The 24,053-nt window shown below is 64.1% G+C and carries 29 protein-coding genes and 1 pseudogene; 15 read left to right on the top strand and 15 right to left on the bottom strand.

Annotation, left to right across the window (positions count from 1 at the left end; all coding sequences use genetic code 11):
* Positions 1–19 precede the first annotated feature (19 nt).
* A complete protein-coding gene (locus tag F6B93_RS11560) occupies positions 20–1,549 on the top strand; it encodes an HNH endonuclease signature motif containing protein (protein ID WP_211695199.1) in 1,530 nt (509 codons plus the stop codon).
* Between the two features lie 204 nt (positions 1,550–1,753).
* Positions 1,754–2,884, top strand: a complete 1,131-nt coding sequence (locus F6B93_RS11555; RefSeq protein ID WP_211695198.1) for a nitronate monooxygenase — start codon at positions 1,754–1,756, stop codon at positions 2,882–2,884.
* A gap of 39 nt (positions 2,885–2,923) precedes the next feature.
* Here the strand turns inward: F6B93_RS11555 and F6B93_RS11550 are convergent, their stop codons facing one another.
* The 3 genes from F6B93_RS11550 to F6B93_RS11540 all read right to left on the bottom strand — a co-directional run bounded on the left by F6B93_RS11550 (position 2,924) and on the right by F6B93_RS11540 (position 3,970).
* On the bottom strand, positions 2,924–3,142 hold the full coding sequence (locus tag F6B93_RS11550) for an Rv1893 family protein (RefSeq protein ID WP_211695196.1): 219 nt from the start codon (positions 3,140–3,142) through the stop codon (positions 2,924–2,926).
* A 101-nt stretch (positions 3,143–3,243) separates the two neighbouring features.
* Entirely contained in the window at positions 3,244–3,543 is a 300-nt protein-coding gene (locus F6B93_RS11545; RefSeq protein ID WP_211695194.1) for a hypothetical protein, read from the bottom strand.
* A 19-nt stretch (positions 3,544–3,562) separates the two neighbouring features.
* On the bottom strand, positions 3,563–3,970 hold the full coding sequence (locus F6B93_RS11540; RefSeq protein ID WP_211695192.1) for a hypothetical protein: 408 nt from the start codon (positions 3,968–3,970) through the stop codon (positions 3,563–3,565).
* Between the two features lie 258 nt (positions 3,971–4,228).
* Here F6B93_RS11540 and F6B93_RS11535 point away from each other — a divergent pair, with 258 nt between their 5' ends.
* Together F6B93_RS11535 and F6B93_RS11530 are read left to right on the top strand one after the other, a co-directional pair.
* Entirely contained in the window at positions 4,229–5,503 is a 1,275-nt protein-coding gene (locus F6B93_RS11535) for a cytochrome P450 (RefSeq protein WP_211695190.1), read from the top strand.
* Positions 5,504–5,529: 26 nt separating this feature from the next.
* On the top strand, positions 5,530–6,069 hold the full coding sequence (locus F6B93_RS11530; RefSeq protein WP_211699424.1) for a YceI family protein: 540 nt from the start codon (positions 5,530–5,532) through the stop codon (positions 6,067–6,069).
* A 24-nt stretch (positions 6,070–6,093) separates the two neighbouring features.
* Here F6B93_RS11530 and F6B93_RS11525 read toward each other — a convergent pair whose 3' ends face one another.
* Positions 6,094–7,215: a DUF7159 family protein gene (locus F6B93_RS11525; protein WP_211695187.1), complete on the bottom strand. Its 1,122-nt coding sequence runs from the start codon at positions 7,213–7,215 to the stop codon at positions 6,094–6,096.
* Positions 7,216–7,629: 414 nt separating this feature from the next.
* Here F6B93_RS11525 and ag85B point away from each other — a divergent pair, with 414 nt between their 5' ends.
* The 7 genes from ag85B to F6B93_RS11490 all read left to right on the top strand — a co-directional run bounded on the left by ag85B (position 7,630) and on the right by F6B93_RS11490 (position 12,634).
* Positions 7,630–8,607, top strand: coding sequence for a diacylglycerol acyltransferase/mycolyltransferase Ag85B (ag85B, locus tag F6B93_RS11520; RefSeq protein ID WP_211695185.1), 978 nt, complete (start codon positions 7,630–7,632; stop codon positions 8,605–8,607).
* Between the two features lie 171 nt (positions 8,608–8,778).
* The gene (locus F6B93_RS11515; RefSeq protein ID WP_211695183.1) at positions 8,779–9,624 is read left to right on the top strand and encodes an alpha/beta fold hydrolase; all 846 of its coding nucleotides are present in this window, start codon (positions 8,779–8,781) and stop codon (positions 9,622–9,624) included.
* A 17-nt stretch (positions 9,625–9,641) separates the two neighbouring features.
* Positions 9,642–10,283, top strand: coding sequence for a chorismate mutase (locus F6B93_RS11510; protein WP_211695181.1), 642 nt, complete (start codon positions 9,642–9,644; stop codon positions 10,281–10,283).
* Positions 10,284–10,390: 107 nt separating this feature from the next.
* Positions 10,391–10,807: a transglycosylase family protein gene (locus tag F6B93_RS11505; protein WP_211695178.1), complete on the top strand. Its 417-nt coding sequence runs from the start codon at positions 10,391–10,393 to the stop codon at positions 10,805–10,807.
* Positions 10,808–10,861: 54 nt separating this feature from the next.
* Positions 10,862–11,320, top strand: a complete 459-nt coding sequence (locus F6B93_RS11500) for an SRPBCC family protein (protein ID WP_211695176.1) — start codon at positions 10,862–10,864, stop codon at positions 11,318–11,320.
* A gap of 20 nt (positions 11,321–11,340) precedes the next feature.
* Positions 11,341–12,168, top strand: coding sequence for an SDR family oxidoreductase (locus F6B93_RS11495; RefSeq protein WP_211695174.1), 828 nt, complete (start codon positions 11,341–11,343; stop codon positions 12,166–12,168).
* 43 nt (positions 12,169–12,211) lie between these two features.
* A complete protein-coding gene (locus F6B93_RS11490; protein WP_211695172.1) occupies positions 12,212–12,634 on the top strand; it encodes a lipoprotein LpqH in 423 nt (140 codons plus the stop codon).
* A 13-nt stretch (positions 12,635–12,647) separates the two neighbouring features.
* Here the strand turns inward: F6B93_RS11490 and F6B93_RS11485 are convergent, their stop codons facing one another.
* Positions 12,648–13,208, bottom strand: coding sequence for a TetR/AcrR family transcriptional regulator (locus F6B93_RS11485; RefSeq protein ID WP_211695169.1), 561 nt, complete (start codon positions 13,206–13,208; stop codon positions 12,648–12,650).
* Positions 13,209–13,329: 121 nt separating this feature from the next.
* On the opposite strand from F6B93_RS11485, the gene F6B93_RS11480 reads away from it, so the two are divergent.
* Positions 13,330–14,646 carry a cytochrome P450 gene (locus F6B93_RS11480; RefSeq protein ID WP_211695167.1) on the top strand — a complete coding sequence of 439 codons (1,317 nt, stop codon included), beginning with the start codon at positions 13,330–13,332 and terminating at the stop codon, positions 14,644–14,646.
* A 66-nt stretch (positions 14,647–14,712) separates the two neighbouring features.
* The gene (locus F6B93_RS11475; RefSeq protein WP_211695165.1) at positions 14,713–15,174 is read left to right on the top strand and encodes a nuclear transport factor 2 family protein; all 462 of its coding nucleotides are present in this window, start codon (positions 14,713–14,715) and stop codon (positions 15,172–15,174) included.
* Positions 15,175–15,194: 20 nt separating this feature from the next.
* Here F6B93_RS11475 and F6B93_RS22815 read toward each other — a convergent pair whose 3' ends face one another.
* The 6 genes and pseudogenes from F6B93_RS22815 to bfrA all read right to left on the bottom strand — a co-directional run bounded on the left by F6B93_RS22815 (position 15,195) and on the right by bfrA (position 19,766).
* Complete coding sequence (locus F6B93_RS22815) at positions 15,195–15,539, bottom strand: amidase family protein (RefSeq protein ID WP_246540724.1); 345 nt, start codon at positions 15,537–15,539, stop codon at positions 15,195–15,197.
* A 178-nt stretch (positions 15,540–15,717) separates the two neighbouring features.
* Positions 15,718–16,023 (bottom strand): annotated as a pseudogene (locus F6B93_RS22810) (amidase family protein); the annotation flags it as partial.
* Between the two features lie 174 nt (positions 16,024–16,197).
* Positions 16,198–17,322, bottom strand: coding sequence for an amidohydrolase family protein (locus F6B93_RS11465; RefSeq protein ID WP_211699423.1), 1,125 nt, complete (start codon positions 17,320–17,322; stop codon positions 16,198–16,200).
* Positions 17,323–17,342: 20 nt separating this feature from the next.
* Positions 17,343–18,695, bottom strand: coding sequence for a type I glutamate--ammonia ligase (locus F6B93_RS11460; protein ID WP_211695163.1), 1,353 nt, complete (start codon positions 18,693–18,695; stop codon positions 17,343–17,345).
* 47 nt (positions 18,696–18,742) lie between these two features.
* Positions 18,743–19,237, bottom strand: coding sequence for a carboxymuconolactone decarboxylase family protein (locus F6B93_RS11455; RefSeq protein ID WP_211695161.1), 495 nt, complete (start codon positions 19,235–19,237; stop codon positions 18,743–18,745).
* Positions 19,238–19,286: 49 nt separating this feature from the next.
* On the bottom strand, positions 19,287–19,766 hold the full coding sequence (gene bfrA, locus F6B93_RS11450) for a bacterioferritin BfrA (RefSeq protein WP_211695152.1): 480 nt from the start codon (positions 19,764–19,766) through the stop codon (positions 19,287–19,289).
* Positions 19,767–20,095: 329 nt separating this feature from the next.
* Between bfrA and F6B93_RS11445 the strand changes: the two genes are divergently transcribed.
* Positions 20,096–20,281 (top strand): (2Fe-2S)-binding protein, encoded by a 186-nt coding sequence (locus tag F6B93_RS11445; RefSeq protein WP_211699422.1) that lies wholly within the window; start codon positions 20,096–20,098, stop codon positions 20,279–20,281.
* A 22-nt stretch (positions 20,282–20,303) separates the two neighbouring features.
* Here F6B93_RS11445 and F6B93_RS11440 read toward each other — a convergent pair whose 3' ends face one another.
* The 4 genes from F6B93_RS11440 to F6B93_RS11425 are packed head-to-tail and all read right to left on the bottom strand — an operon-like array spanning position 20,304 to position 22,756.
* The gene (locus F6B93_RS11440) at positions 20,304–21,077 is read right to left on the bottom strand and encodes an enoyl-CoA hydratase/isomerase family protein (protein WP_211695150.1); all 774 of its coding nucleotides are present in this window, start codon (positions 21,075–21,077) and stop codon (positions 20,304–20,306) included.
* Positions 21,078–21,114: 37 nt separating this feature from the next.
* Positions 21,115–21,558 carry a TIGR03618 family F420-dependent PPOX class oxidoreductase gene (locus tag F6B93_RS11435; protein ID WP_211695147.1) on the bottom strand — a complete coding sequence of 148 codons (444 nt, stop codon included), beginning with the start codon at positions 21,556–21,558 and terminating at the stop codon, positions 21,115–21,117.
* Between the two features lie 9 nt (positions 21,559–21,567).
* Positions 21,568–22,269, bottom strand: a complete 702-nt coding sequence (locus F6B93_RS11430) for an EthD domain-containing protein (protein ID WP_211695145.1) — start codon at positions 22,267–22,269, stop codon at positions 21,568–21,570.
* 49 nt (positions 22,270–22,318) lie between these two features.
* Entirely contained in the window at positions 22,319–22,756 is a 438-nt protein-coding gene (locus F6B93_RS11425; RefSeq protein ID WP_211695143.1) for a DUF1810 domain-containing protein, read from the bottom strand.
* Between the two features lie 33 nt (positions 22,757–22,789).
* On the opposite strand from F6B93_RS11425, the gene F6B93_RS11420 reads away from it, so the two are divergent.
* Positions 22,790–24,034, top strand: coding sequence for an alpha-hydroxy acid oxidase (locus F6B93_RS11420; RefSeq protein WP_211695141.1), 1,245 nt, complete (start codon positions 22,790–22,792; stop codon positions 24,032–24,034).
* Positions 24,035–24,053 lie beyond the last annotated feature (19 nt).

Below are 24,053 nucleotides of genomic sequence, written 5' to 3'. Positions count from 1 at the left end.
CTGTGAAATCATCGCAAGTATGTTCGATGAGGTGCTGTCCGGGTGTGACGAGGTGCAGTCTCGGTGTGATGAGTTGGTCGAGCGGTGCTATCCCTCGTCGACCGTGCGGTCGGGGGTGTTGGTGGATGCGATCTGCGCGGCGGCGCGCGCGGAGAATCGGGGCGCGGCCGCGCAGCTGGTGGCGATTGGCGAGTTGTTCGCCTATCGGCTGACACGCTGTTCGGACACCGAAGACTGGGCGATCGACACCATGGCGGCGGTGAGCGCGGAGGTGGCCGCAGCCCTGCGGATCAGTCAGGGACTGGCCAGCAGCCGGCTGCGGTATGCCCGGGCGATGCGCGAGCGGCTGCCGCGGGTGGGCGAGGTCTTCAACACCGGTGAGATCGACTATCGGATGTTTCAGACGATCGTGTATCGCACCGATCTGATCACCGACCGCGACGTGCTGGCCGCCGTGGACGCCGAGTTGGCCGCCAAGGTGACCCGCTGGCCGTCGATGACCCGCAGTCGGCTGGGCGGGCAAATCGACAAGATCGTGGCCCGCGCCGACGCGGATGCGGTGCGGCGACACAAGAAGAATCAGACCGACCGGGAGATCTGGATCGGGGCGAATGAGGGTGGCACCTCGGAAATCCACGGCAGTTTGTTCACCCCCGACGCCAATGCCCTTGACAAGCGGTTGACCGCCTTGGCAGCCACGGTGTGCGAGCGCGATCCCCGCAGCCGGGAGCAGCGCCGCGCGGATGCGCTCGGCGCCCTGGCGGCCGGAGCCGACCGGCTGGGCTGTCGCTGCGGGCGAGCCGCCTGCTCCGCCGGACAGCGACCCTCGGCCACTCCGGTGGTGATCCACGTGATTGCCGAGCAGGCCACGATCAACGGCACCGGCAGCGCACCGGCTTCCGAGATCGGCGCCGACGGGCTCATCACCGCCGACCTGGTGGCCGAACTGGCCGCATCAGCCAAGATGGTGCCGCTGGTTCATCCGGCCGATGCCCCGCCCGAGCCGGGGTATGTGCCGTCGACGGCGCTGGCCGATTTTGTGCGTTGTCGGGATATGACCTGCCGCTGGCCCGGCTGCGACCAGCCCGCAGCTGATTGTGATCTCGACCACACGATCCCGTATGCCGACGGCGGGCCCACCCACGCCGCCAACCTGAAGTGTTATTGCCGCACCCATCACCTCGTCAAGACTTTTTGGGGTTGGCGTGATCAGCCGTTGTCCGACGGGACCGTGATCGTGACGTCACCGGCGGGACGGACCTATGTCACCACCCCCGCCAGCGCATTATTGTTTCCCAGCCTGTGCCGGGCCACCGGTGCGCTACCAGCACCCGAGGCCGACCCACCGCCCGACGACCCTGCCGGCCGCACCGCGAGGATGCCCCGCCGCCGCCGCACCCGCGCCGACGACCGCGCCCACCGCATCGCGACCGAGCGCCGCCACAATCGCAACACCCGCACCCGCAACACCCGCACCGCCCACCTCGTCGAATCCGCCACCTCCACCGGCCCGGCCCCACCCAACAACAACGACCCCCCACCGTTCTGACGCAAAGCGGCATGTTCTGATCCAAGTCCCGTGGGTCGCTCACGACACGTCGTAGCCGTTCGAAGCCCTCGCCGCACAGTGACGCGTGGGCTTGCCGGCCGAAATCCAGCCGGAACCTGGGCCGCTGGCCGCGCCGCCACGATGCGTATTAAACTAGAACACGTTTCAATTCCGTTAGTGTCCGTGAGCTTTCCGGGAGCAGGCATGCACACTGCCATTTGCGATGAGCTAGGTATCGAGTTTCCGATCTTCGCTTTCACCCACTGCCGCGATGTGGTCGCCGCGGTCAGCAAGGCCGGAGGGTTTGGCGTTCTCGGGGCGGTCGGGTTCAGCCCCGAGCAGCTTGAGATCGAACTCGACTGGATCGATCAGCACATCGGTGACCACCCCTACGGGGTCGACATTGTGATCCCGAACAAGTACGAGGGCATGGATTCGCATCTCTCGGCCGAGGAGCTTGCGAGCTCGTTGCGATCGATGGTCCCGCAGGAGCACCTGGATTTCGCGCGCAAGATCCTCGCCGATCATGGTGTCCCGATCGAGGACGCCGACGGGGACAGCCTGCAGCTCCTCGGATGGACCGAGGCGACGGCAACCCCCCAGGTCGAGGTCGCACTGCGGCATCCCAAGGTCGGCATGATCGCCAACGCGCTTGGCACGCCGCCGGCGGACATGATCACGCATGTGCACGCCGCCGGCCGGAAGGTAGCCGCACTCTGTGGCTCGCCCTCCCAGGCGCGCAAACATGCCGACGCGGGCGTCGACATCATCATCGCCCAGGGCGGCGAGGCCGGCGGTCACTGCGGCGAAGTGGGCTCAATCGTGTTGTGGCCGCAGGTCATTAAGGAGGTTGCCCCCGTTCCGGTGCTGGCCGCCGGCGGCATCGGCAGCGGCGAGCAGATCGCTGCGGCATTGGCATTGGGAGCTCAAGGTGCATGGACTGGCTCACAGTGGCTGATGGTCGAGGAAGCGCAGAACACCCCGGTTCAGCAGGCAGCATATGCCAAGGCGACGAGCCGGGACACCGTCCGCAGCCGTTCGTTCACTGGCAAGCCTGCTCGGATGCTGCGCAACGATTGGACCGAGGCCTGGGAGGAGCCGGACAACCCGAAACCGCTCGGAATGCCCTTGCAGTACATGGTCTCCGGTATGGCTGTGCGGGCGACGAATAGGTACCCGAACGAGACCGTCGATGTCGCGTTCAATCCCGTCGGCCAGGTGGTCGGTCAATTCACCAAGGTGGAGAGAACTTCTTCGGTCATCGAGCGGTGGGTGCAGGAATACCTCGAGGCGACGACCAGGCTGGACGAACTCAACGCCGCCGCCGGCGTGTAATAGCCGAGCGGTCGCTGATCCCTAACTCTTCGGCGCGTTCTAGTCCTCGTCGTCGTCTTCGCCGGTGAAGACCTCTTTTGTTCTGTCGACGGCGTGGGTAGCGATGTCGATCGAGTTCGCGACGATGGCGCTGGTGCCGCCCTTGATGTCGCCGCGGATGATGTCGGCGGCGTTTTCGACGATGTCCGAGGCCTTCTCGACGGCATTGGTGGCGATGTCCCGCACCGCGTCGAGCGCATCTTTGGGATTGAAGCTCATCGGAGTCTCCTAATTCATGGTGGACGGTATTTCATGGGGGACGGTTGATACGACTGTAGACCCCGCAGATTCGCCGTACGAGGTCCTAGTTAGGGTCCTCGTCAGTAGTCGACGAGCGAGCGCCAGTACTTCTCCGGTATCTCAGCGCCGGAATGCAGCACCCGGGCCAGACCGGTGGCCATCGCGATTCCGAGGAGGCCGAGCCACAAGCCAGCCAGCCCGATGAGCCACCAGAGCACTGCGGTGGCGGTTGGCCAGGGTGAGAGCATCGCAAGGACTGGTGCGAAGAAGAAGCCCGTGCCGATGTACCATGCTGAGCCGGCGCGGTCAGACATCAACACGAACCGCAACCACCGCGGGATCGGGGATGTAGGCGATTCAGTCGGGTCCACGCCCCCCATGATGGCCTCCGGTGGTCAATCAGGGTGTCGGTGGAAAGAACCCAGCCCCGGTAAACCATCCGGTTTGCCAGCCTTCGGCCCCCCGGCAGAGCATCGGGAGTCCGTCCGGGGCTTGTGCCGCCGCTTGTGGACCTGGACATGGCGCACCCACCTCTTGGACCCCGTGAAGCGGGTAGGAGATAACCCAATATCCGGTTTCGGCCGGCGGAAATTGGTTCGGAGGCGGGAAATGGCAGGCTTCCGCTTGGCCGCTGGGGCCACGTCCAAAGATGAAGCGCTCCCAGCTAAAGCACGGCGCCCCTAGCGATGCTTCATAGTTCATGCCCGGCACGTCGCTGTCATAGTGCCCGTTGTCGGCGACCGCGCTGGGCGCCGCGCCGATGGCTGCACCTGCGATTGCAACGGCAGTGAATAGCTCGCGAATCATGCTCCACCCTTCGCGTTACGGTCACGTCGTCCAACGTTGCTCCACCAAGGCCCCGTTGCTGGGCTGGTGACCTGCACCAAAGCATAACGATTGTGGCATGGGCCACAAACCCCCCCTGGTGGCGGGCGTTCACCTGGGTCAGCCGAACACGTTCTAATTCGGGCTTGGAATCGTGCGTTGGTGCTTCCCAACTGAGGTGTGGCAATGGATTATGGGAACAGACGACCACTAGAGGATTTCGTATCGAGGAGTGGGCTCATGCCGACCGCGAAGCCGATCCCCAATCTCCCACCCAGGTTCGATTTCACCGACCCGGATATCTACGCGGAGCGGTTGCCGGTGGAAGAACTGGGCGAACTGCGACAAACGGCACCGATCTGGTGGAACGAGCAGCCTGCCGGGACGGGCGGTTTCGATGACGGTGGCTTCTGGGTCGTGTCCAAACACAAGGACGTCAAGGAGATATCGCTGCGTAGCGATGTCTTCTCCAGCCTGCAGAAGAGCGCGCTACCGCGTTACAAGGAGGGCACCGTTCAGGAGCAGATCGAGCGAGGCAAGTTCGTCCTGCTGAACATGGATGATCCGCAGCACACCCGGCTGCGGAACATCGTTTCGCGTGGCTTTACTCCTCGGGCCATCGAGCGTCTGCGCGCGGACCTTCATGAGCGTGCCCGGCGCATTGTCGAAGCTGCGGCAGTGGAGGGTTCCGGCGACTTCGTCGAGCAGGTGTCCTGCGAACTTCCGCTGCAGGCGATCGCCGGGCTACTGGGCGTACCCCAGCAGGACCGGATGAAACTGTTCCACTGGTCTAACCAGATGGTTGGCGACGAGGATCCAGAGTTTGCCACCAACGACGCCATCACGGCGTCGGTCGAACTGATCATGTATGCGATGCAAATGGCGGCCGACCGCGCTAAGAATCCTGGGCACGACATCGTGACGAAGCTGGTCGAAGCCGACATCGACGGTCACAAGCTCTCCGAAGACGAGTTCGGATTCTTTGTCCTTCTGTTGGCGGTCGCCGGGAACGAGACCACTCGCAACTCCATCACCCAGGGCATGATGGCCTTCACCGAATTCCCCGATCAGTGGGAGTTGTACAAGAGGGAGCGCCCCGACACCACCGCTGATGAGATCGTCCGGTGGGCCACCCCGGTCACGTCGTTCCAGCGCACGGCGCTTCAGGACTATGAGTTGTCCGGGGTACGGATCAAGAAAGGTCAACGAGTGGTGATGATCTACCGCTCGGCCAACTTCGACGAAGACGTATTCGACGACCCGTTCACTTTCAACATCCTTCGTAGTCCGAACCCACACGTGGGATTCGGTGGCACCGGAGCGCACTATTGCATCGGAGCGAACCTGGCACGCATGACGATCGACCTGATGTTCGATGCGATCGCCGACACCACACCGGATCTGGAACCGGTCGGCAAGCCGGAGCGGCTACGGTCTGGCTGGCTGAATGGGATCAAGCATTGGCAGGTTGACTACCACAGCGGCGGGGCAGCGAAATGCCCTGTCGCGCACTAGGTCGGGTGGGCGGGTCTGTGACCGAGATGTGGACCCTTGACGAATCCGACGGCGATTTGACCGTTCGCACTGGAGTCCGGGGACGGGCCGCGCGCATGGGCCATCGTCTGACTATTGCGATGACGCGATGGCGGGCCACGGTGACGTGGGCCGGCACTGCGCCTGTTGCCGCGGAGCTTTCTGTCGAAGTGGATTCCTTCGAGGTACTGCGCGGCGAGGGTGGCGTCAAGGGGTTGTCCGCGACGGAGAAGGCCTTGGTGCGGTCCAACGCGCTGAGATCTCTGAACGCCGGCCGTTACCCCGAGATCCGTTTCACCTCCGACACCGTCGACAAGACCGGTGACGGGTACCGGCTGGCCGGGACCCTGAATATCCGCGGAAAGTCGCGAGATCATGTAATCGATTTAGGCACAGAGGATCTCGGTGATTCATGGCGTATGTCTGCCGAATCGAGGCTGCGGCAGTCCGACTATGGCGTCAAGCCCTACTCGCTGCTGATGGGCTCGCTGCAGGTGGCCGATGAAGTGTCGGTGTCCTTCGCCGCCGTTCGAGCCAAAGACGTTTGATCGCGCCGGCGTCCCGCTCGGCGGCTATTCGGGCGGGGGCGACGCCGGGTCGCGATAGTCGCCCGGTATGTGCTGAAGCACCCGGGTCAGCAGGGGCGCGCGGTCGGTGGAGTCCTGTTGGAACATGGAGTTCGGTTTGTCGTCTGGCGCGATCTGGTCACTATCGGACGCGGGCTGGACGGGCTCGCGCTGGGGTGCAGGTTGCGGCGCTGCCGGCGGCGTGGCGCTGACGGATGACGGCATGGCGGGTGTCACCGCCTCGGCGACCCGTGGCGTCGAACCGTGCACCGCGCGCCTCGGCGTTGCCGGATCCTTCTCGGGAACTAGCTGCAGGCCAAGGGCGAGAGACAGCGAACCCACGAAGGTCACCGAAGCCGCGGCCAGCACGGCCGCGGCACCGGCGTAGTGCCGGGACCGCTTGGGTGCGACAGTCGGCTCGCTGGTACTCGCCAACAGCTGCGTGTCGGTGAACTCGGTGCGTTGAGCTGCCGCGAGCGCCGCGCCCCGCGCGACCGTGACCTGCGCCATCGTTTGTGCGAAGACCGGTACTGGCAGGACCTTCTCCAGCTGCACCGAGAATCTGTTGATGTTGCTGTCAGAGCCAACCACAACCACCCCGGCGGGACGCCAGGCATTGCGGTCGAACATTCCTGTCAGCCATGACGTCAATCCCTCGTAGCCGCCACGCACATGCTTGACGGCGCTTTGTGTTTCGCCATCGTGGGTGTTGACCATGACGACCGTCGCCCACTCCCGATCGAGAAGGCACACCGCAGTTCGCTCGTAGCCAATGACGGGAGCGATGGCTCGCGCCAGCGTCTCGACCGCATCGAGCTGCCGAACCGGCACCACGTTGTCTAGGCCGGCGCGGGCCAATGACTCCAACACCACGGCGGCCTGCGCGGAAGCTTCGTCGTTCCAGGTCAATCCGATTACCCGAAGCCGATCATCGCCCGCGGTTGCCCCCTCGATGGCGCGCAGTACTTCGGCTGCTGTCTGCTCTGCGGCATGCACGGCACTGATGCCACGGCCGCCGCTGAGATGCGACTCGTTGTGGTCCAGGATTGCGCCGTCGGCACTATGGCCTTCCGCGAGCACCCACCCAACGGTCGTTGGTGTTACAGATAGCCCCAGTACCGTGTCCAAAATCTCGCACCTCAATCGTTCCCAGACCTCCGATGCCCTTGACCAGCACCATCGCCTACAGGGAAGCCCTAGTGCGGTGGTGCGTGAGCGCCGGAACGGACCGGGATAGCGTGGTCTCCGTCGGCTTGCTTGGAGCGAGCCTACGCGTTCGACGCAAATTCGGCCTCCCCTGGTGTGGGATCGGCCTCCGTTAGCTAGTCTTTGTATCTCGTCGGCAGTTTCCATACTCCCCTGGTTACTCCCCCGGTTCCTGCAGGTATGCTGCCGTCGCGGGTCCTTTAGCACAGTTGCTGTATCGGTAGCGGAAACCGATACAGAACTGAAATGACTTCGCGTCCAGATCGACATTTGGTCTATTCGCACGGTATGTTCTGCCGGAGCACGTTGACTTCACGAACAACAAGGGGCACAGGAATGAAAGACGTGAGCGGGAAGATACGGGCCTGGGGCCGCCGACTTATCGTCGGCGCGGCCGCAGCAGTAATGCTGCCTGGCCTGGTCGGACTCGCCGGCGGAGCGGCAACCGCGGGAGCGTTCTCCCGGCCGGGTCTGCCGGTGGAGTACCTGCAGGTGCCGTCGCCGTCGATGGGCCGCGACATCAAAGTGCAGTTCCAAAGCGGCGGGGACAATTCGCCTGCGGTGTACCTGCTCGACGGCCTGCGCGCGCAGGAGGACTACAACGGCTGGGACATCAACACGGCCGCGTTCGAGTGGTACTACCAGTCGGGCCTGTCGATTGTTATGCCGGTCGGCGGACAGTCGAGCTTCTACAGCGACTGGTACCGACCTGCCTGCGGCAACAATGGCTGCACTACCTATAAGTGGGAAACCTTCGTGACCAGTGAGCTGCCGCAGTGGCTCTCTGCCAACCGGAGCGTGAAGCCCAACGGAAGCGCCGCTGTCGGCATCTCGATGGCTGGCTCGTCAGCGTTGATCCTGGCGGCCTACCACCCGCAGCAATTCGTCTACGCGGGCTCGCTGTCCGCATTGATGGACCCCTCGCAGGAGATGGGGCCCACGCTGATCGGCCTCGCGATGGGCGACGCCGGCGGTTACAAGGCCGAGGACATGTGGGGGCCGTCCAGCGACCCAGCGTGGCAGCGCAACGACCCGACGCTGCAGATCCCCAAGCTGGTTGCCAACAACACTCGCCTTTGGGTCTACTGCGGTAATGGCACCCCGTCCGAGTTGGGCGGTGCGAACCTGCCCGCCGAGTTCCTAGAGAACTTCGTGCGGAGCAGCAACCTCAAGTTCGAGGAGGCCTACAACGCCGCAGGCGGCCACAACGCCGTGTTCAATTTCAACGCCAACGGAACGCATAGCTGGGAGTACTGGGGCGCTCAGCTCAACGCCATGAAGGGTGACCTGCAGGGCGCTCTGGGCGCTGCCTGACAGGACCGCACTAGGCGCCCACTACTGGGCTTGACGAGCCATATACGTGCCCGTCAAGCCCAGTAGTGTTTTTTGCGGACACTATCGCTGATCACGGGGCATTGACTTTCGTACAAGCTGCACGTAACTTCCGTACTGAGAGTTTGTAAGTTACGGCGGAAGGGTGCTGGGATGGCCCAGGTAACGCTAGAACAGGCAACAATCGAGTATCGCGAGGTCGGGCCCCGAGACTCGCTGCACCCTCCGGTGCTGTTCGTCCATGGCATCCTTGTCGACGAACGCCTGTGGGATCGAGTCGCAGAAGGGCTTGCTCGCAAGGGGTTTCGGTGCATCTTGCCGACCTGGCCGCTGGGCTCGCACCTGATCCCCGCCAACGACGGCGCTGACCTGTCCCCAGCGGGGATTGCCACGATGATCGACGAGTTCATGGCCGCCCTCGACCTCACCGAGGTGACTCTGGTTGGCAACGACACCGGAGGTGGTCTCTGCCAGCTTGTGATCGACGCCCACCCGGATCGGGTCGGGCGCCTGCTGCTCACCAACTGCGACGCGTTCGACAGCTTCCCCCCGTTCCCGTTCACCGTGGTCTTCGCGCTGCTTCGGGGGCCGATGTCCATCAAGGCATTGCTTACGACCATGCGGTGGACCCCGCTGCGGCACTCGCCGCTCGGTTATGGCCTGCTGGTCGGTGACCCGGATCCGGCACTCACGGCGTCCTGGCTCGAACCCTGCGCCAAAGACAAGAGAATCCGCCGCGATCTCGCGACGCTGCTGCGTCACGTCGCGGAAACCGATCTGACCGACGTGTCAACGCGTTTCCCACGATTCATTAAACCGGTCACGCTGGTCTGGGGCACGGGCGACCGATGCTTTACCCCCGCCTTGGCCCGACGTTTGGCGGCGCTCTTCGCAAACTCGACAATGATCGAGGTGCCCGGAGCCAAGACGTTCGTCGCTCTGGATAATCCGTCGATGGTGATTGACGCGATCGCGACCGTCGGGGCCCACAGCGGCTGAACCCCGGCCACACCCGCATGTGCCGTCCGGCTTACCGACCCTGGCTCGCGTCACTGGTGTTCGTTGGTGGGCTGGTGACGCTGGTTGTGGCTCTGATCGCGGGCTCGGTGCGGGCGGGAGCCGACAGCAGCGGTTCGTTGGCCGAGTTGGTTGACGCGACCGCACAACGGCTCGAGGTCGCCGAGTCGGTGGCCGCCTTCAAGTGGGGTGCTCACCGTGCTATCGAGGACCCAGATCGTGTGGAGCAACAACTCGCGGAATTGGCCGACGAGGCGCGCAGAAAACAGCTCGACCCCGACTACCCGGACTACCCCGACTACCCCGACTACCCCGACTACATAGTCAGGGTCTTCCGTGACCAGATCACTGCCAGTGAGGCAATCCAGTACCAGCGGTTCTCGGATTGGAAGCTCGACCCCGCCCAGGCGCCCGCCGCACCCCAGAATCTGGCGGCGTCGCGGTTGAAGATCGATGCCCTCAACCATAAGATTTTGTCTCAGATTACGGTCGACTGGAGTTTGCTGGGATCTCCGGCGTGCGCCAGCCAACTCGAGCGGGCCCGCGCCGAGACGGTCCGGACTCGCGGCTTCGACAACCTGTATCAACGTGCCCTGGAAGCCGCGACTCGGTCGTACTGCGAGGTTCCAGCGCCCGCTTGATTCACCCGTCGCAGCGCCGTTTGCGCCAATCTCGATGCGATAGATAACCGATCTCACAACTTTTTCCAATCGGTAACGCTTCGACTACGGCCGGCGAAATCCCGGACATGACGAACATCACAAAGCCCCTCATCAAGTCCGCAGTCGCCGCAGGTTTCATCGCAGCCTCTATGTCGCTATCCACCGGTGTCGCACATGCCCACGCTGACATGAACTGGGAGGCCGTCGCGCAGTGCGAGTCAGGCGGAGACTGGACCGCCGACACCGGCAACGGGCACTTCGGCGGGTTGCAGTTCAAGCAGACCACGTGGGAAGAGCACGGGGGTGTCGGAAACCCCGCGCACGCCTCTAAGCAGCAACAAATCGCTGTAGCCAACCGGGTCTTGGCCAACCAGGGGCCGGGTGCATGGCCGAAATGCAGCAGTGCCGGCGGTATGGCGCCCGTGCACGTCTCGTTGCCGAAGCCGGTGCGTCAGCTGGAGCGGACCGTCAAGGACATCGTCTCGATGTTTACGCCCAAGTAGGGAATATCGTCGGTTCCGCTGGTTTCGTTACAGGGAACGTGTTTGGATCCTCCTATGGAGGGTTCAGCAACGGTCCATATGGCGGCGCCAGCGGACAAGATTTGGGAATTAATCGCAGACATTCGAAATACCGGACGGTTCTCACCGGAAACATTCGAGGCCGAGTGGCTCGGCGGAGCGACCGGCCCCGAGCTCGGAGCCCGCTTCCGCGGGCACGTCCGGCGCAACGGCATCGGACCCGTCTACTGGTCGGAATGTGAGGTGACCGCATGCGAACCTGGACGTGAGTTCGGATTTGCTGTGCTGGTCGGTGACAAGCCAGTGAACAACTGGCACTACCGATTGGCGCCGGCCGGCGACGGCACCGACGTCACCGAGTCATTTCGGCTTGCGCCGTCGATGCTCACCACGGTGTATTACTGGGTCTTCGGCGGCTGGCGACGCCAGCGCAACAACATCCGTGACATGACGAAGACGCTGCAGCGCATCAAAGATGTGGTCGAAGCAGGCTGAGGGGCGGCTCGATCAGATCGATGAAAGCGATTTTCATCACTGGCGCTGCCAGCGGGATGGGCCGTGAAGGCGCGACGCTGTTTCACGCCAAGGGTTGGCGAGTCGGCGCCGTAGATCACAACGAGGACGGTCTGGAGTCGCTAAGGGCAGAGCTTGGCGTCCGGCTATGGACCCGCGTGGTCGACGTAACCGACAAGGCAGCACTTGACGGCGCGCTCGCCGATTTCTGTGCGGACAACGAAGCCGGCGGGCTCGACATGATGTGGAACAACGCGGGCATCGGCGAGAGCGGCTGGTTCGAGGACGTGCCGTACGACGCCGCGATGCGTGTCATCGACGTGAACCTCAAAGCCGTGCTCACCGGCGCGTATGGGGCACTGCCTTACCTGAAGAAGGCACCGGGGAGCTTGATGTTCTCCACGTCGTCGTCATCGGGGACCTACGGCATGCCGCGCCTGGCCGTTTACTCGGCGACTAAGCACGCGGTCAAGGGCTTGACCGAGGCGCTGAGTGTGGAGTGGCAACGCCACGGTGTCCGAGTTGCCGACGTCCTGCCCGGGTTGATCGACACCGCGATCCTGACGCAGACGCCCAACCATTCCGAGCAGGCCGCGCCTACGATGTCTGCCGAAGACATCCGCGCCGCCGCACCCAAGAGAGGCATGTTTCGGCTGATGCCGGCGGACAGCGTGGCAGCAGCGGCGTGGCAGGCCTACCATCATCCAACGCGGCTGCATTGGTACGTGCCTCGAAGCATCCGCTGGATCGACCGGCTCAAGGCCATCAGTCCAGAATTTGTCCGAAGTCGCATCATTAAGTCTCTGCCGAGGTTGGAGCCGAAACAGTAGAGTTTCGAAGCACAGCGCGTGGAGCCCGAAGTGGAGGTGGCTGGTGTCGAACCGGTTGATCGCGGTGGCAGGGTTCGCAATCGTCATTGGTGTCGCGCTCGCGGGGTGCTCGACGGCCAAGAGCGTGCCGCGCAAAGCAGCACAGCTGACCATTGACGGCGATCCTCAAACGATGCCTCCACCGGCCTGCAGCCAAGAGCAGTCCTACCGGACCATCGATATCCGCGACCGCGACGGCCACGTCCAAGCCGTCGTGCTCATCACCGGCGAGAGGGCCATCCCCCAGTGGGTGAAGATCCGCAACGTCGACGGTTTCACCGGCAGCTACTGGTCAGGCGGGGTGGGCGAGGCCACCGTCGAACGTAGCGGGCGCAAGTACACAATCAGCGGCAGTGCGTACGGCATCAACAGCAGCAATCCCAACAAGGTCGTGACGACCAACTTCGCGATCATGGCGGAGTGCTGAGGGCCATTGTTGCCTAGGGCGCCGGGCCGACGAGAAGCTGCCGGATCACCGGGCTGATCCATGCGGTGATTTCCTCGTGGGTCAGGTCGGCGACCGCGGGGGTGGCCAGGACATAGCGGGTCGTCGCCAGGCCGATGATGAGAGCACTCAGCAGACCCGCGCGTTGAGCCGGGTGGTCGGGGGTGATCGTGGCGAGCTTGGGCGCGATCTGCTCGGCGAAGACTTGTCGCATCTTGTCTGCGGCGATGGGGCTGGTCATGGCCGCGCGCAGCAGGGCGACGAAGGTTGTGTCGTTCTCCCATACTGCGAAGAACTTCGGCAGCAGCGCAGCCGCGACGTCAGCGGGGTCGGTGTCGGCCAGGTCGGGTAGCCCGACGGTGAAGTCGGCGGCCGCGGCGAAGAGATCTTGCTTACTGCCGAAATAGCGGATTACCAGGGCCGCATCGACGCCAACGTCCGCCGCAACAGCCCTCAGGGTGGTGCGTTCGTAGCCATCGGCACCGAAGCGCAGACGCGCGGCACGAAGGATGTCGGCGCGGGTTCCGGCGGCGTTGCGGGGTCGTTGAGCGGCCACCTCGCCAGCTTAAGTCATCGCCTGGAGACTTTTGAGTCGCCGATGGTTGACATACGTTGCCGACAGGCACCACTGACTGGGCCTAGTGTTGAGGAATCGGCACTCGACCCGCGGAGGAACGGTGAAAGACAGACTGCACTGGTTCGCTATGCACGGTGTTATCCGCTGTGGAGCCACGATCGGTAAGCGGCGGGGCGACATGCACGCCCGTCTGATCGCCGACCCGGCCGTCGCGGCCAACCCAGTGCCGTTCTATGAGGAAGTCCGCTCCCGCGGCCCGCTAGTTCGCAACCGCGTCACCTACATGACCGCAGACCACCAGCTCGCCCATGAACTGTTGCGATCCGATGACTTCCGCGTGATCTCGTATGGCGAGAGGCTGCCCGCACCGCTGGCCTGGCTGGAGCGACATACCCGCGACCATCAGCTCCACCCGCTGCTGGCACCGTCACTGCTCGCCGTTGAGCCGCCCGACCACACGCGGTATCGAAAAACGGTGTCGGCAGTATTCACCTCCAGGGCGGTCACCGCGCTGCGCGATCGCGTTGAACAAACCGCGATCAGCATCTTGGACCGGCTCGCCGAGCAGTCGGGCGTCGTCGATGTTGTAGGGCGATACTGCTCGCAACTCCCGATCGCCGTCATCAGCGATATGTTGGGAGTCCCGGACCATGACCGGCGGCGCGTGTTGGAGTTCGGTGAGTTGGCCGCGCCCAGTTTGGATATGGGGCTGCCATGGCAACAGTACGCCCGCGTTCAGCGGGGAATAGTGGGGTTCAACGCCTGGCTGGTCGCGCATCTTGAGCAGCTACGGCGGGCGCCCGGCGACGATCTGATGAGTCAGTTGATCCGCACAACGCAAAGCGGTGACGCCCAGACATACCTCGATGATGACGAACTTCGGGCGGTTGCGGGTTTGGTGTTGGTCGCCGGATTCGAAACTACAGTGAACTTGTTGGGCAACGGGATTCGACTGTTATTGGATAACCCCGAGCAGCTGGAACTGCTGAGCCGGCAGCCCGAGCTATGGACAAACGCGGTCGAAGAAATCCTGCGGTTGGATTCGCCGGTTCAGCTCACCGCCCGCGTGGCACGCAACGATGTTGAGGTAGCGGGTACCAGACTCACCAGCGGCGCAGTAGTCGTGATCTATCTGGCCGCTGCCAACCGGGATCCGTCCGTTTTTGTCGATCCGCACCGCTTCGACATTCAGCGCGCCAATGCGGGAAAACATCTCGCGTTCTCCACCGGTCGCCACTTCTGTTTGGGGGCCGCTCTTGCTCGCGCCGAAGGCGAAGTGGGGCTACGCACGTTCTTCGAGCGATTCCCCGAGGTGCGGGCCGCGGGTCTCGGAACTAGGAGGGACACCCGGGTGCTTCGTGGTTGGTCAACGTTGCCGGTGAACCTGGGGCGAGCACGGTCGATGGCCACCTCGTAGCCGGCTTACTCCGCGAAGTCGGCGGGCAGGTTGACACCGGTGTCGCGACCGGGTGTCATGGCGGCTATGGCAGACGATTCGACCGCCGGCGCCCGCGATACCGTACTCGGGCTCTGGGCGGCCCTCTCCAAGCGGGATTGGGATGCGGTCAAGACCTTCTTGTCGGCGGACTGTATCTATGTCGACATGCCCGTGGGTGCGACGGCGGCAGCCCGCGGTCCCGACGACATCGTGAAGCGACTCAAGGTCGGGCTCGAGCCGCTGGCCGGCTATCAGAACCACGACGGTCTGCTGGTGGCCAACGGCTCCGACGTCATGTACGAGCACTCCGAAACCTGGCGGTGGGATAGCGGCGAAACCGCTGTGCTGCAGTTTGTTTCGGTGCACCGCGCGATCGATGGCAAAGTGACGCTGTGGAAAGACTACTGGGACATGGGTTCCTTGGTGAACCAGGCTCCGCCCACCTGGATGGATGACCTGGCCGCGGCCGACACGTCGTGGATCTTCGACGCAACTGGCCGAATCTGACGTTGCCTCAAGGGCTGCCCTTAGCGCGCGGCGTCGTGCCACGGCCGGGCCGCGATCCGCACTCCGATGGGCAGCCCATTGCGCGAGGTTCCGCAGCGAACGACGGCGGCAGGCCACCCAGTCAGGTTGTGCACCATCAGATGTGAGAAGTCGCTGATCTCCACCAGACCGTGATGGTGCGCCTTGGCCGGACCGGGCATGGCCGGGCCGACGATGATGTCGTAGTCGGCCATGAACGCGAGCATTTCCATGCGGTAGGCGTCGATGTCGACCAAGCGGTTTCGTGCCTCGGTCACCGAGAATTCGGTGTCGCGCGCCTGCGTGAGGAACTCGGCGAGTTCTTCGGAGGGGCGTGTGGTTCCCATCGCTCGTCCGAGGGTGGCGAAATGCCGTCATCGAGGTAGGTGGCGATGCGAAGCGCGGCAAGGTCGACGTCATCGGGACTGCCCAGCGGGGCCCGAATAGGCCCAGCGCGTCGCCAAAAACGCTGCCGGTGCGCGGGATGCGGCCGTGCGTGGGCTTGAGCCCAGCGATGCCGGTGTTGTGACACGGCTGGCGGATACTGCCACCGCCGTCGGAGCCGACACTGAATGCCGCACCACCGGCGTCTATCAGCGCCGCAGAACCACCGCTACTGCCCCCAGGTGTCCGGGACAAGTCGTACGGGTTGTTGGTGCGGCCACAAAGGCTGTTGTTGGATTCGCCGCCTCGACCCATCTCGGGGACGTTCGTCAGCCCGAGGACAATGGCCGCTTGCGCCCGAAGCCTGGACACCACCGTCGCGTCGACGTCTGCGACCGTCCGTAGCGCGGGGCTGCCACCGGAGCCCACCAGGCCCGCCACCCGCATCACGTCCTCGCTCGCGACCGGTCGCTTCGACGAGCGCATTGAGCATGGGATTGACGGCGTCAATCCGGGTTAGGTGCTCTTGCATGACCTCCGGGCACGAGACGGATCCGGTCCTCATCGACCGGACTAGTTCATGGGCGGGCAGGTGGCACAAGTCGGTCACAGTGGTCACCCCTAGCCGGGCACATCTCCAAGCTGGTAGATGCGGGCCGCATTGTCGCGGGCGATCAGGTCGACCACCCGGATTGCGTCGGACTCGCTCCAGTCGTCCCGGTCGACAGCATCGCACAATACTCGATGAATACCGTTGCGCCACAGGCGTGCACCGAGAAAATGCAGTTCCACTGGGCCGAATCCGTCCGATGAGTAGAGGATCTTGCGAAAAGGTGCCAGCTCCAAGAGGCGGGCGATGAAATCAGCCGACCGGGCTCCAAGATGGTTCACACTCAATCCGGCGTCGACGTAGACGTTGTTGAAGGCCTGCGCAAGATAGCCGGCCTCGCGCTCGTACGGATAGCAGTGCAGCAACACGATCGGGGTATCTCCTGTCTGCCGCAGGAAGTCCAGCAAATACAGCGGATTGGTCTTGTGGAGATCACAGTCACGATCGCCGAAGCCGACGTGGAACTGCAGTGGCTTGCCGAGGCGCAGTGCCTGGTGCAGCCCGAAGCGCAGCAGAGTCCGATCGCGCAATCGGGTGCCGCCCTCCTCGCGCCACCGTTCAGCCGCCAGGGCCACCTCGGTCGGCGCCGGCTCGGTGAGATCTCCCTCGAATCCGCCCCGGTAGGCGAGGATCGACTTGGTGCCGACGGCCGCGGACCCGCGCCGGCGCAGGATGTCCTCGAATGCCGACGCGTAGTCGCCGGGCGAGTTCGCGGCTTGCTCGGCGACCTGCTCGAGGCGGACCACCTCGTAGGCGCGCCCGCCAGAGAGTCGACTCAGCTCGGCAACGTCGGCGACACCGTTGATCCCGGTATCCACCAACCAATCGGTCACGCCCGCAGCCGGCAGAAACAAGCCGGCCAACTCGGCCTCACTCAATTGGCTTCGATATTCCCAATATGCTTGCGGATCACTATGTCTGGGTAGTCCGAGCAGCGGACTGCAGTGGTTGCGCACCGCGAAGCCCAGCTGTGAGTCGAACCCCGAGTCGAACTTCGCAAGTGGCTCGGTGTTGGCCTCGTTGAGCGCGTTCTCGAACCGCCGCCGGTCCCCTGTGGTCAACCAGAAACCGTGCACGTGCTGATCGATCAATCCGACTTCGTCGATGTGCTGCGCCAGGGCCGACCTGGCCGGCATCGGCTTGCTCATCGGCTCGGTCATACGCTCCAGGCCATCCGGAATTTGTCGGCCAACTGCTCGGGGTCAAGTTCCCCATATCGTTCACGTTCTAGGCTCCGGACCGCAACCACCATGTCCACTGCCGGATCGCCCAAGATCCCTCGCAGTAGCTGTGAGTTATCCAGTGCAGCAATCGCTTCAGCCTGTACCCCGGTAAGGCGTAGGATGCCGGCGGCGTCGCGGTCCGAAGCGGAAAGCGTCGCCGGATCTATCGTTACTTCGGGCGGCAACTGCACTTTGTGCTCGATTCCATAGAGTGCTAACCCCAGGATCGCGGCTGACGCGAGGTACGGGTTGGCCGACGGATCCACGACTTTGACTTCGACGTTGCCGCCATGGGGACTGCCGTGGCCGCCTTTCACGAATCGAACTGCGGCCTCCCGGTTTTCGGTCCCCCAGCAGGCGTATACCCCCGCCCAATTGCCGGGGCGCAGCCGCAGGCCGGACACGATCGATCCGCACAGAATGCCCTGGGCCTCAGGCAGTCCGTGCAGCACCCCGGCCACCGCGGCCTCTCCTGACGGGCGCATACCGGCCGGGCCGGGACCGTCGGAAAACAGGGTTCCGTCCGGCGTGGTCAGTGAAAAATGTTGATGGGCGCCGGATCCGGCGCTGCCTGCGAACGGGGTTGGAGACAGGCTGATGCGCAGCCCGTGCCGGCGCGCAGCCCGGGCCATGATGAGGCGGATGAGCACCAGCTGGTCGGCAGCCGCCACCGGAGATTGCGGCGCCAACGAGATCTCGAATTGGTTGGCCGCGTATTCAGGATGGAACTGCTCGATCGCAACACCGGCCGCTGCGGCCGCGGCATTGACATCCCGGACGAACTCTTCGTGCTCGAGCACACCGGCCAGGCCGTATTGCGCCCATAGCGCCGAGGGCAGCCGACCACCTTCCGCGTCGACCACAACGAATTCGATCTCATGGCCGACTGCCGCGTCGATACCAGCGTCAGCGAGCTTCGCCTCAACCCGGCCCAGCGTTCCCCGGCTGCATGCGAGAACCGGCGTGCCGTCCTGGTCGAAGAACGCGGCGGGCGCCCACGCCAACCCGTCGCCGATGATGCGCAACGCTGATAGGTCGATGCGAAGGCGTTGGTCGCCGACCGAGCCGACCGCTTCGGTGAAGGCGATGCCGGTCTGGTCGATAGCGAAGCCGTGCCACAACGGGCTAGCACCCAGGCCGGGATCGGCGAACGTGTTGGTCCGGCGTATCGGCACGGTCTTGGCGTGCGTGAGACCGGCGGGATTCACCACGGTGCCGATTACGGTGTCGACGCCCTCTGCTTCCAGTTGCGCAATCGCCGCGGCGGCGAGGGGTGTTGCTGTCATGGCGCCATTGTGCAGCGCGAGTCCACCCCGAGACCGCCGCCGCCCTGCTAGGCCCGGCTAGGCAACGTGAGCTTGCAAGCCTGGCCGATGTCCAGGGTGCGCAGCACCCGACCCATGCCAACCCACAACGCGCAGGACAGTGCCAGATCGGCGAGCAATTCTTCCGAAAAGTGATCCGCGCACCGGTTCCAAAAGTCTTCGTCCTCGCGTAACAGGGTGTGTTCGGTGGCAAACCGGTGAGCGAATTCGGCCGCAAGCCGCTCCTGGTCGCTGTATCCCGGCCAGGTGCGCCATTGAGGTGCGTGGGCGTACAGCTCCTCATCGACCCCGGCTGCCGGCCCGTCGGCGTCGCGGGTGTTGACGCAGACTGTGCATTCGTTGTTATGCGCGATCACCGCCCTCGCGAGTTCTCGCGTGCGCATCGGCAACCGGTTGGTGGTGTACACCGCCCGGCTAAAGGCGGCGAGCGCGCCCCCGAGTTCTGGGGATTTCAGGACCCAGCCAGCCACGTCGTCGTCGGCGAATGTTCCGATTCGGCTCATGAGCGTGATGGTACGCCCGCAGTGCGCCCGGGCGGGGTCGGCGCCGGCGTTAGCTCGGCGGCCGGGAGACACACTGCGCTGAGTACAGTTCCTCCCCTAGCTTGTCCATCAGCTCCAGTTGGGTCTCCAGGTAGTCCACGTGTTCTTCCTCGTCGGCCACGATCTTCTCGAGGAGTATCGCGCTGGTGCTGTCCTGCTTCTCGCGGCACATGATGATTCCCGGCTTCAGGCGGTTCAGCACGTCGTATTCGATCGCGAGATCGGCTTCGAATTGCTCGCGCAGCGTCTGGCCGACCCGCAGTGACCCGATGCGCTGGTAGTTCGGCAGTCCATCCAGCAACAAAATGCGATCGGTGATCGCCTCGGCGTGGCGCATCTCGTCGAAAGATTCCGCGCGGGTGTGCTCGGCCAGCTCGGTAAAACCCCAGTTGTCCTGCATTTTGGAGTGCAGAAAATATTGGTTGATAGCTGTGAGTTCGCTGGTCAACTGCTCGTTGAGGAGGCGCAAAACATCCGGATCCCCTTGCATGGCCACTCCTACGGTGTCAGGGCTGCTATGTCGAACCGTGACGGATGGCTGGGCTGAAGCGCACCCGCGCGGGCTCGGACCTGGGCTGATGGCGGCATCGTGAATGCCAATCTCAATCTAGTGCAGCCGCTCGGCGTCGGCTCGGTCTGTTGCATGGTCGGCGCGTCACGTAGAGGTGGCGATAAAGCAGAATCTCCGCGAGTTAGGTTAGACTCCGCTAAGAAACTTAGGTTAGACTCCGCTAATATGCGACGCGGTCGTTTGAACTCTCGCCAAGGATGTCCAACGCCGCGCGGCATGCTGAGCGCGCACGTGTCGGGGGTTTGCTGATGTACGTATGCCTGTGTACCGGGGCTACGAATCAGACCGTGTGCGAGGCCGTTGCGCGCGGCGCATCGACCTCTAGAGAAGTTGCGGCAGCGTGCGGGGCCGGGCGTGACTGTGGACGTTGTCGGCGAACTCTAAGGGCCATTATCGCCGCCGCATCCCGACGCGACACTGCCCCGTCTCACTGACTGCGCCGGCGCGCGGCACCGCTCATGCATCGGCTGGTGACGTCCGCCGTCGCTCGGTGAAATCCGCCAACGCGGCGGCGTTGGCCTGCCCCCCCATGAGTTCAGCGAAGTGGGCGTTTTCGCGGGCAGTAGCGGCCGCGATCTCTGGACGAATCGGTTCAACCATCGCGTGCTTGACCGCCATGAGGCTGGCGAGGGGACGGGCCGCGAGGATCTCAGCGTGTCGGCGGGCTTCGGGCATCAACAGTTCCGGATCGCACACGCGCCAGACCAGCCCCATCCGCAAGGCCTCCTCGGCACCAATCCACTCCGAGGACATCAACAACCAGGCGGCGTTCTGGCGACCGACCAGCTGCGGCAGCAGATACGACGACGCCGCTTCCGGGGCTACGCCCAGGCTGGTGAATGGACACTTCAGGCGCGCCGTTGAGGACATGAACGCCAGGTCGGCGTAACCGAGGATTGTGGTGCCGATGCCGACACCTACACCGTTTACAGCGCAGATCAGCGGTTTGGTAAACGCGCTGAGCGCCTTGATCAGGCCCGGGAACCCGTAGCGTCCACGTGTGAAGTCGGGATCGGTGATGCTTGCCTGCATCTCGGCGAGATCCGTGCCGGCGCTAAAACCTCGTCCGGCACCGGTCAGCACGACGACGGCCACTTCGGGATCGTCGGCGGCATCGAATAGTGCCTGCGCAGTAGCGTCGTACAGCGCTTCGTTGAAGGCGTTGAGCGCTTCCGGCCGGTTCAGCGTGAGGGTACGCACCCGGTTTTCATCGTTGATCTTGAGCGTCACGGCTGCAGCCTAGCCCGGTCCTACGACGGGTTTGTGCTCATCCGTTGCTGTAGACGCGAGTGGGCGCGATCAACACAACGGCACGTCGCTCTTTGGCCATGACCCGGTCGTATTCGTCCCAGTCATCGTGGCTGCCGCCGGCCGCTGTGAAGACCTCTCGAAGCAGCAGGCGCACCTGGTCGGAGTCGGCCAGCCATGGCTGCGGGTCGTCAGGGCCCACCAGGATTGCCCGGCCTTCGACAGTTGCCCACTGCCAGCCGTTGCGGAAGGTGACAGCCAGCTGCGGGCGAGCCCGCAGGTTGGCGAGTTTGACCTTGCCATACGTGGTGAAACCCAGGACGTGTTCGCCGCCAGCCGGATGCCGCAACAACCCGACATTGACCAGCGAAGCCTGCACGGTGTGGTCGGCACGGACGGTTGAGACCACCGCCAGGCCGTGTTCGGCCGCTGCGAGCGCCACGGCGTGGTGGAGTGTTGTCATGCTCGGCCCTCAATCCTTGAATGGCGTGCTGAACACGTATCGGCTGGTCGGCACCGTATCGATGTTTTCGTTGGCGCCGAATGCAGTTGTGCTGGCGACCATCCGGCTTATCCGGTCCTGTAGGTCGCTGTCGTCGGCGGCCCCGAAGAAGGCTTTCAGATCGGAAATCGCCTCCATCGGGAACAACTCCTCGACGATGCCCGAGATTCCCGGCAAGTCTGGGGTGAGGGTTCGCACCACCCAGTTCTGGGTATAGCCGAATGTCGCCTGCGTCTCGATGGCCACCGGCGTGTGGTTGAGCTGCCACCGATTCAGCCAGGCCGCCTGGTCCAGGTTGGCAGGCCGGCGCAGCAGCGCGATATTGGCCAGACCCGGTGTGCGTGCCGCTGGTGCGACAACTGGCCCACTGAGCGGGACCGATTCCGTGACCACGTACGCACCGAGCCGATCGCATTGCCGGCTGAGCAGATCAAGAGCCGAGGTGGTTTGCTCGCCGTAACATTGCTGGGTCCATAGGCTCACCACCGCCGCGACGGGCGGGTCCAGTGTTGTCAACGTCATCAGCGAGTCGCGAACCGCGCTGTCTCGGACGTTCACCGACAACCCCGCAATGCCCAGCCCGGCCAAAGCGTCGGCGATTTCACCCCGTTGCAGCGCACACCACTCGTCATCGGGTTCGGGTCGCATCAGCACGGCGATTACCTTCTCCACAAGGCCGAACATACATCCGGCGCGGCAGACAGCCGAGGTGGCGGGCGGGCTATGGGACATCGAGCCGCGCGAGGGTCAAGCGATCCTGCTGGCCGCCGTAATACTTGTCCAGCAGCGCGACGAAGTCCTGGTTCTCGTTGATGGCATGGGCGAAGAGGGTCATCGACGAACACAGCTTGAGGTCGTCGGGCGTGCCGAATATCTCCCTTACTGACCTGCCACTGACCTGATTGACCAACTGGGTGCACTCGTGCAGGCGCGGCCCGAGCAGCTCATGGGACAAGTACGCGCGCGCCTCGTCCAGGGACGAGATGCCGAAGCGGGCCGCCATGAGGCTGCTGCCGAGTCCGCGCAGCTGCGGAAAGACAAACCACATCCAATGACCGCGCTTACGCCCGCCCCGCAGCTCTTGCACCACGCTGGCATAGACCGGGGCTTGCGCCGCGGCGAAGCGGTTGAGGTCGAAGGGATCGCCGCTCGATCGCATCGCACCACCGTTGCACACTGGTTAGATGAATTGATGGCCATCAAACGTCGGGTGCCCAGAGTGCGTGACCTGGCGCCGCTCATTCAGTTCACCAGGCCCCAGCTTGACCGCACCAGACGCCGCCTCGACGCCGCGATGACCATTGATGATCTGCGGCGCATCGCCAAGCGACGCACGCCTAAGGCCGCGTTCGACTACACAGACGGCGCCGCCGAAGACGAGCTGTCCATCCAGCGTGCCCGACAAGCTTTCCGCGATATCGAGTTTCACCCGACGATCCTGCGTGACGTCACCACCGTGGGCACCAGCCGGAATCTGTTGGGGCACCCGGTTGCGCTGCCATTCGGGATCGCGCCGACTGGATTCACCCGGTTGATGCACACCGAGGGTGAGATGGCCGGCGCACGAGCGGCGGCAGCGGCCGGGATCCCGTTCTCGCTGTCCACCTTGGCGACCTGCTCCATCGAAGATGTGGTTGCGGCAGTTCCACAGGGCCGCAAATGGTTTCAGCTATACATGTGGCGCGACCGGGACCGCTCGATGGCGCTGGTGCAACGAGCTGCCCAGGCCGGGTTCGACACCATGCTGGTCACCGTCGATGTTCCCGTTGCCGGTGCGCGGTGGCGCGATGTGCGCAATGGGATGACCATCCCGCCAGCCTTGACGCTACGGACCGTGCTTGACGCAGCGAGCCACCCACACTGGTGGTTTGATCTCCTGACGACCGAGCCGCTGGCATTCGCGTCACTGGATCGTTGGTCGGGCACTGTCGGCGAGTACCTGAACAGCATGTTCGACCCGAGCGTCACCTTCGATGACCTTGGGTGGATCAAGGACCAGTGGCCCGGCAAGCTCGTCGTCAAGGGGATCCAGACACTCGACGACGCATGCGCCGTCGTCGATCGCGGCGTCGATGGCATCGTGTTGTCCAATCACGGAGGCCGCCAACTCGATCGCGCCCCCGTTCCCTTCCACCTGCTGCCCACGGTGGCGCGCGAACTCGGCAAGGACGCTGAGGTTCTGGTGGACACCGGCATCATGTCGGGCGCCGATATCGTGGCGGCGATCGCTCTGGGAGCGCGGTGCACGCTGGTGGGTCGCGCATATCTGTACGGGCTGATGGCCGGCGGTGAGGCCGGCGTACGGCGCGCGATCGACATCTTGAAGGCGGGGGTGATCCGGACCATGCGGCTGCTCGGCGTGACGTGCCTCGAGGAGCTTTCACCCACTCACGTGACGCAATTGCGACGGCTGGGACCCATTCAGCCGCCAGCGTGACGACAGCGTCAGGCTCGCC

The sequence above is a fragment of the Mycobacterium spongiae genome, from assembly GCF_018278905.1.
Classification (GTDB): domain Bacteria; phylum Actinomycetota; class Actinomycetes; order Mycobacteriales; family Mycobacteriaceae; genus Mycobacterium; species Mycobacterium spongiae.
Note: the sequence above shows the minus strand (reverse complement) of the source record. Positions and strands in the feature narration are given on the sequence as shown.

What these genes read in the sequence shown, in the direction of transcription:
- F6B93_RS11460 (WP_211695163.1), bottom strand. Translation starts at nt 18,695, where the DNA reads ATGACAGCAACACCCCTCGCCGCCGCGGCGATTGCGCAACTGGAAGCA.
- F6B93_RS11475 (WP_211695165.1), top strand. Translation starts at nt 14,713, where the DNA reads ATGGCAGACGATTCGACCGCCGGCGCCCGCGATACCGTACTCGGGCTC.
- F6B93_RS11465 (WP_211699423.1), bottom strand. Translation starts at nt 17,322, where the DNA reads ATGCCGGCCAGGTCGGCCCTGGCGCAGCACATCGACGAAGTCGGATTG.
- F6B93_RS11420 (WP_211695141.1), top strand. Translation starts at nt 22,790, where the DNA reads ATGGCCATCAAACGTCGGGTGCCCAGAGTGCGTGACCTGGCGCCGCTC.
- F6B93_RS11550 (WP_211695196.1), bottom strand. Translation starts at nt 3,142, where the DNA reads ATGAGCTTCAATCCCAAAGATGCGCTCGACGCGGTGCGGGACATCGCC.
- F6B93_RS11505 (WP_211695178.1), top strand. Translation starts at nt 10,391, where the DNA reads ATGACGAACATCACAAAGCCCCTCATCAAGTCCGCAGTCGCCGCAGGT.
- F6B93_RS11560 (WP_211695199.1), top strand. Translation starts at nt 20, where the DNA reads ATGTTCGATGAGGTGCTGTCCGGGTGTGACGAGGTGCAGTCTCGGTGT.
- F6B93_RS22815 (WP_246540724.1), bottom strand. Translation starts at nt 15,539, where the DNA reads ATGGGAACCACACGCCCCTCCGAAGAACTCGCCGAGTTCCTCACGCAG.
- F6B93_RS11455 (WP_211695161.1), bottom strand. Translation starts at nt 19,237, where the DNA reads ATGAGCCGAATCGGAACATTCGCCGACGACGACGTGGCTGGCTGGGTC.
- F6B93_RS11545 (WP_211695194.1), bottom strand. Translation starts at nt 3,543, where the DNA reads ATGGGGGGCGTGGACCCGACTGAATCGCCTACATCCCCGATCCCGCGG.
- bfrA (WP_211695152.1), bottom strand. Translation starts at nt 19,766, where the DNA reads ATGCAAGGGGATCCGGATGTTTTGCGCCTCCTCAACGAGCAGTTGACC.
- F6B93_RS11445 (WP_211699422.1), top strand. Translation starts at nt 20,096, where the DNA reads ATGTACGTATGCCTGTGTACCGGGGCTACGAATCAGACCGTGTGCGAG.
- F6B93_RS11425 (WP_211695143.1), bottom strand. Translation starts at nt 22,756, where the DNA reads ATGCGATCGAGCGGCGATCCCTTCGACCTCAACCGCTTCGCCGCGGCG.
- F6B93_RS11530 (WP_211699424.1), top strand. Translation starts at nt 5,530, where the DNA reads ATGTGGACCCTTGACGAATCCGACGGCGATTTGACCGTTCGCACTGGA.
- F6B93_RS11515 (WP_211695183.1), top strand. Translation starts at nt 8,779, where the DNA reads ATGGCCCAGGTAACGCTAGAACAGGCAACAATCGAGTATCGCGAGGTC.
- F6B93_RS11435 (WP_211695147.1), bottom strand. Translation starts at nt 21,558, where the DNA reads ATGACAACACTCCACCACGCCGTGGCGCTCGCAGCGGCCGAACACGGC.
- ag85B (WP_211695185.1), top strand. Translation starts at nt 7,630, where the DNA reads ATGAAAGACGTGAGCGGGAAGATACGGGCCTGGGGCCGCCGACTTATC.
- F6B93_RS11540 (WP_211695192.1), bottom strand. Translation starts at nt 3,970, where the DNA reads ATGATTCGCGAGCTATTCACTGCCGTTGCAATCGCAGGTGCAGCCATC.
- F6B93_RS11500 (WP_211695176.1), top strand. Translation starts at nt 10,862, where the DNA reads ATGGAGGGTTCAGCAACGGTCCATATGGCGGCGCCAGCGGACAAGATT.
- F6B93_RS11555 (WP_211695198.1), top strand. Translation starts at nt 1,754, where the DNA reads ATGCACACTGCCATTTGCGATGAGCTAGGTATCGAGTTTCCGATCTTC.
- F6B93_RS11495 (WP_211695174.1), top strand. Translation starts at nt 11,341, where the DNA reads ATGAAAGCGATTTTCATCACTGGCGCTGCCAGCGGGATGGGCCGTGAA.
- F6B93_RS11535 (WP_211695190.1), top strand. Translation starts at nt 4,229, where the DNA reads ATGCCGACCGCGAAGCCGATCCCCAATCTCCCACCCAGGTTCGATTTC.
- F6B93_RS11510 (WP_211695181.1), top strand. Translation starts at nt 9,642, where the DNA reads ATGTGCCGTCCGGCTTACCGACCCTGGCTCGCGTCACTGGTGTTCGTT.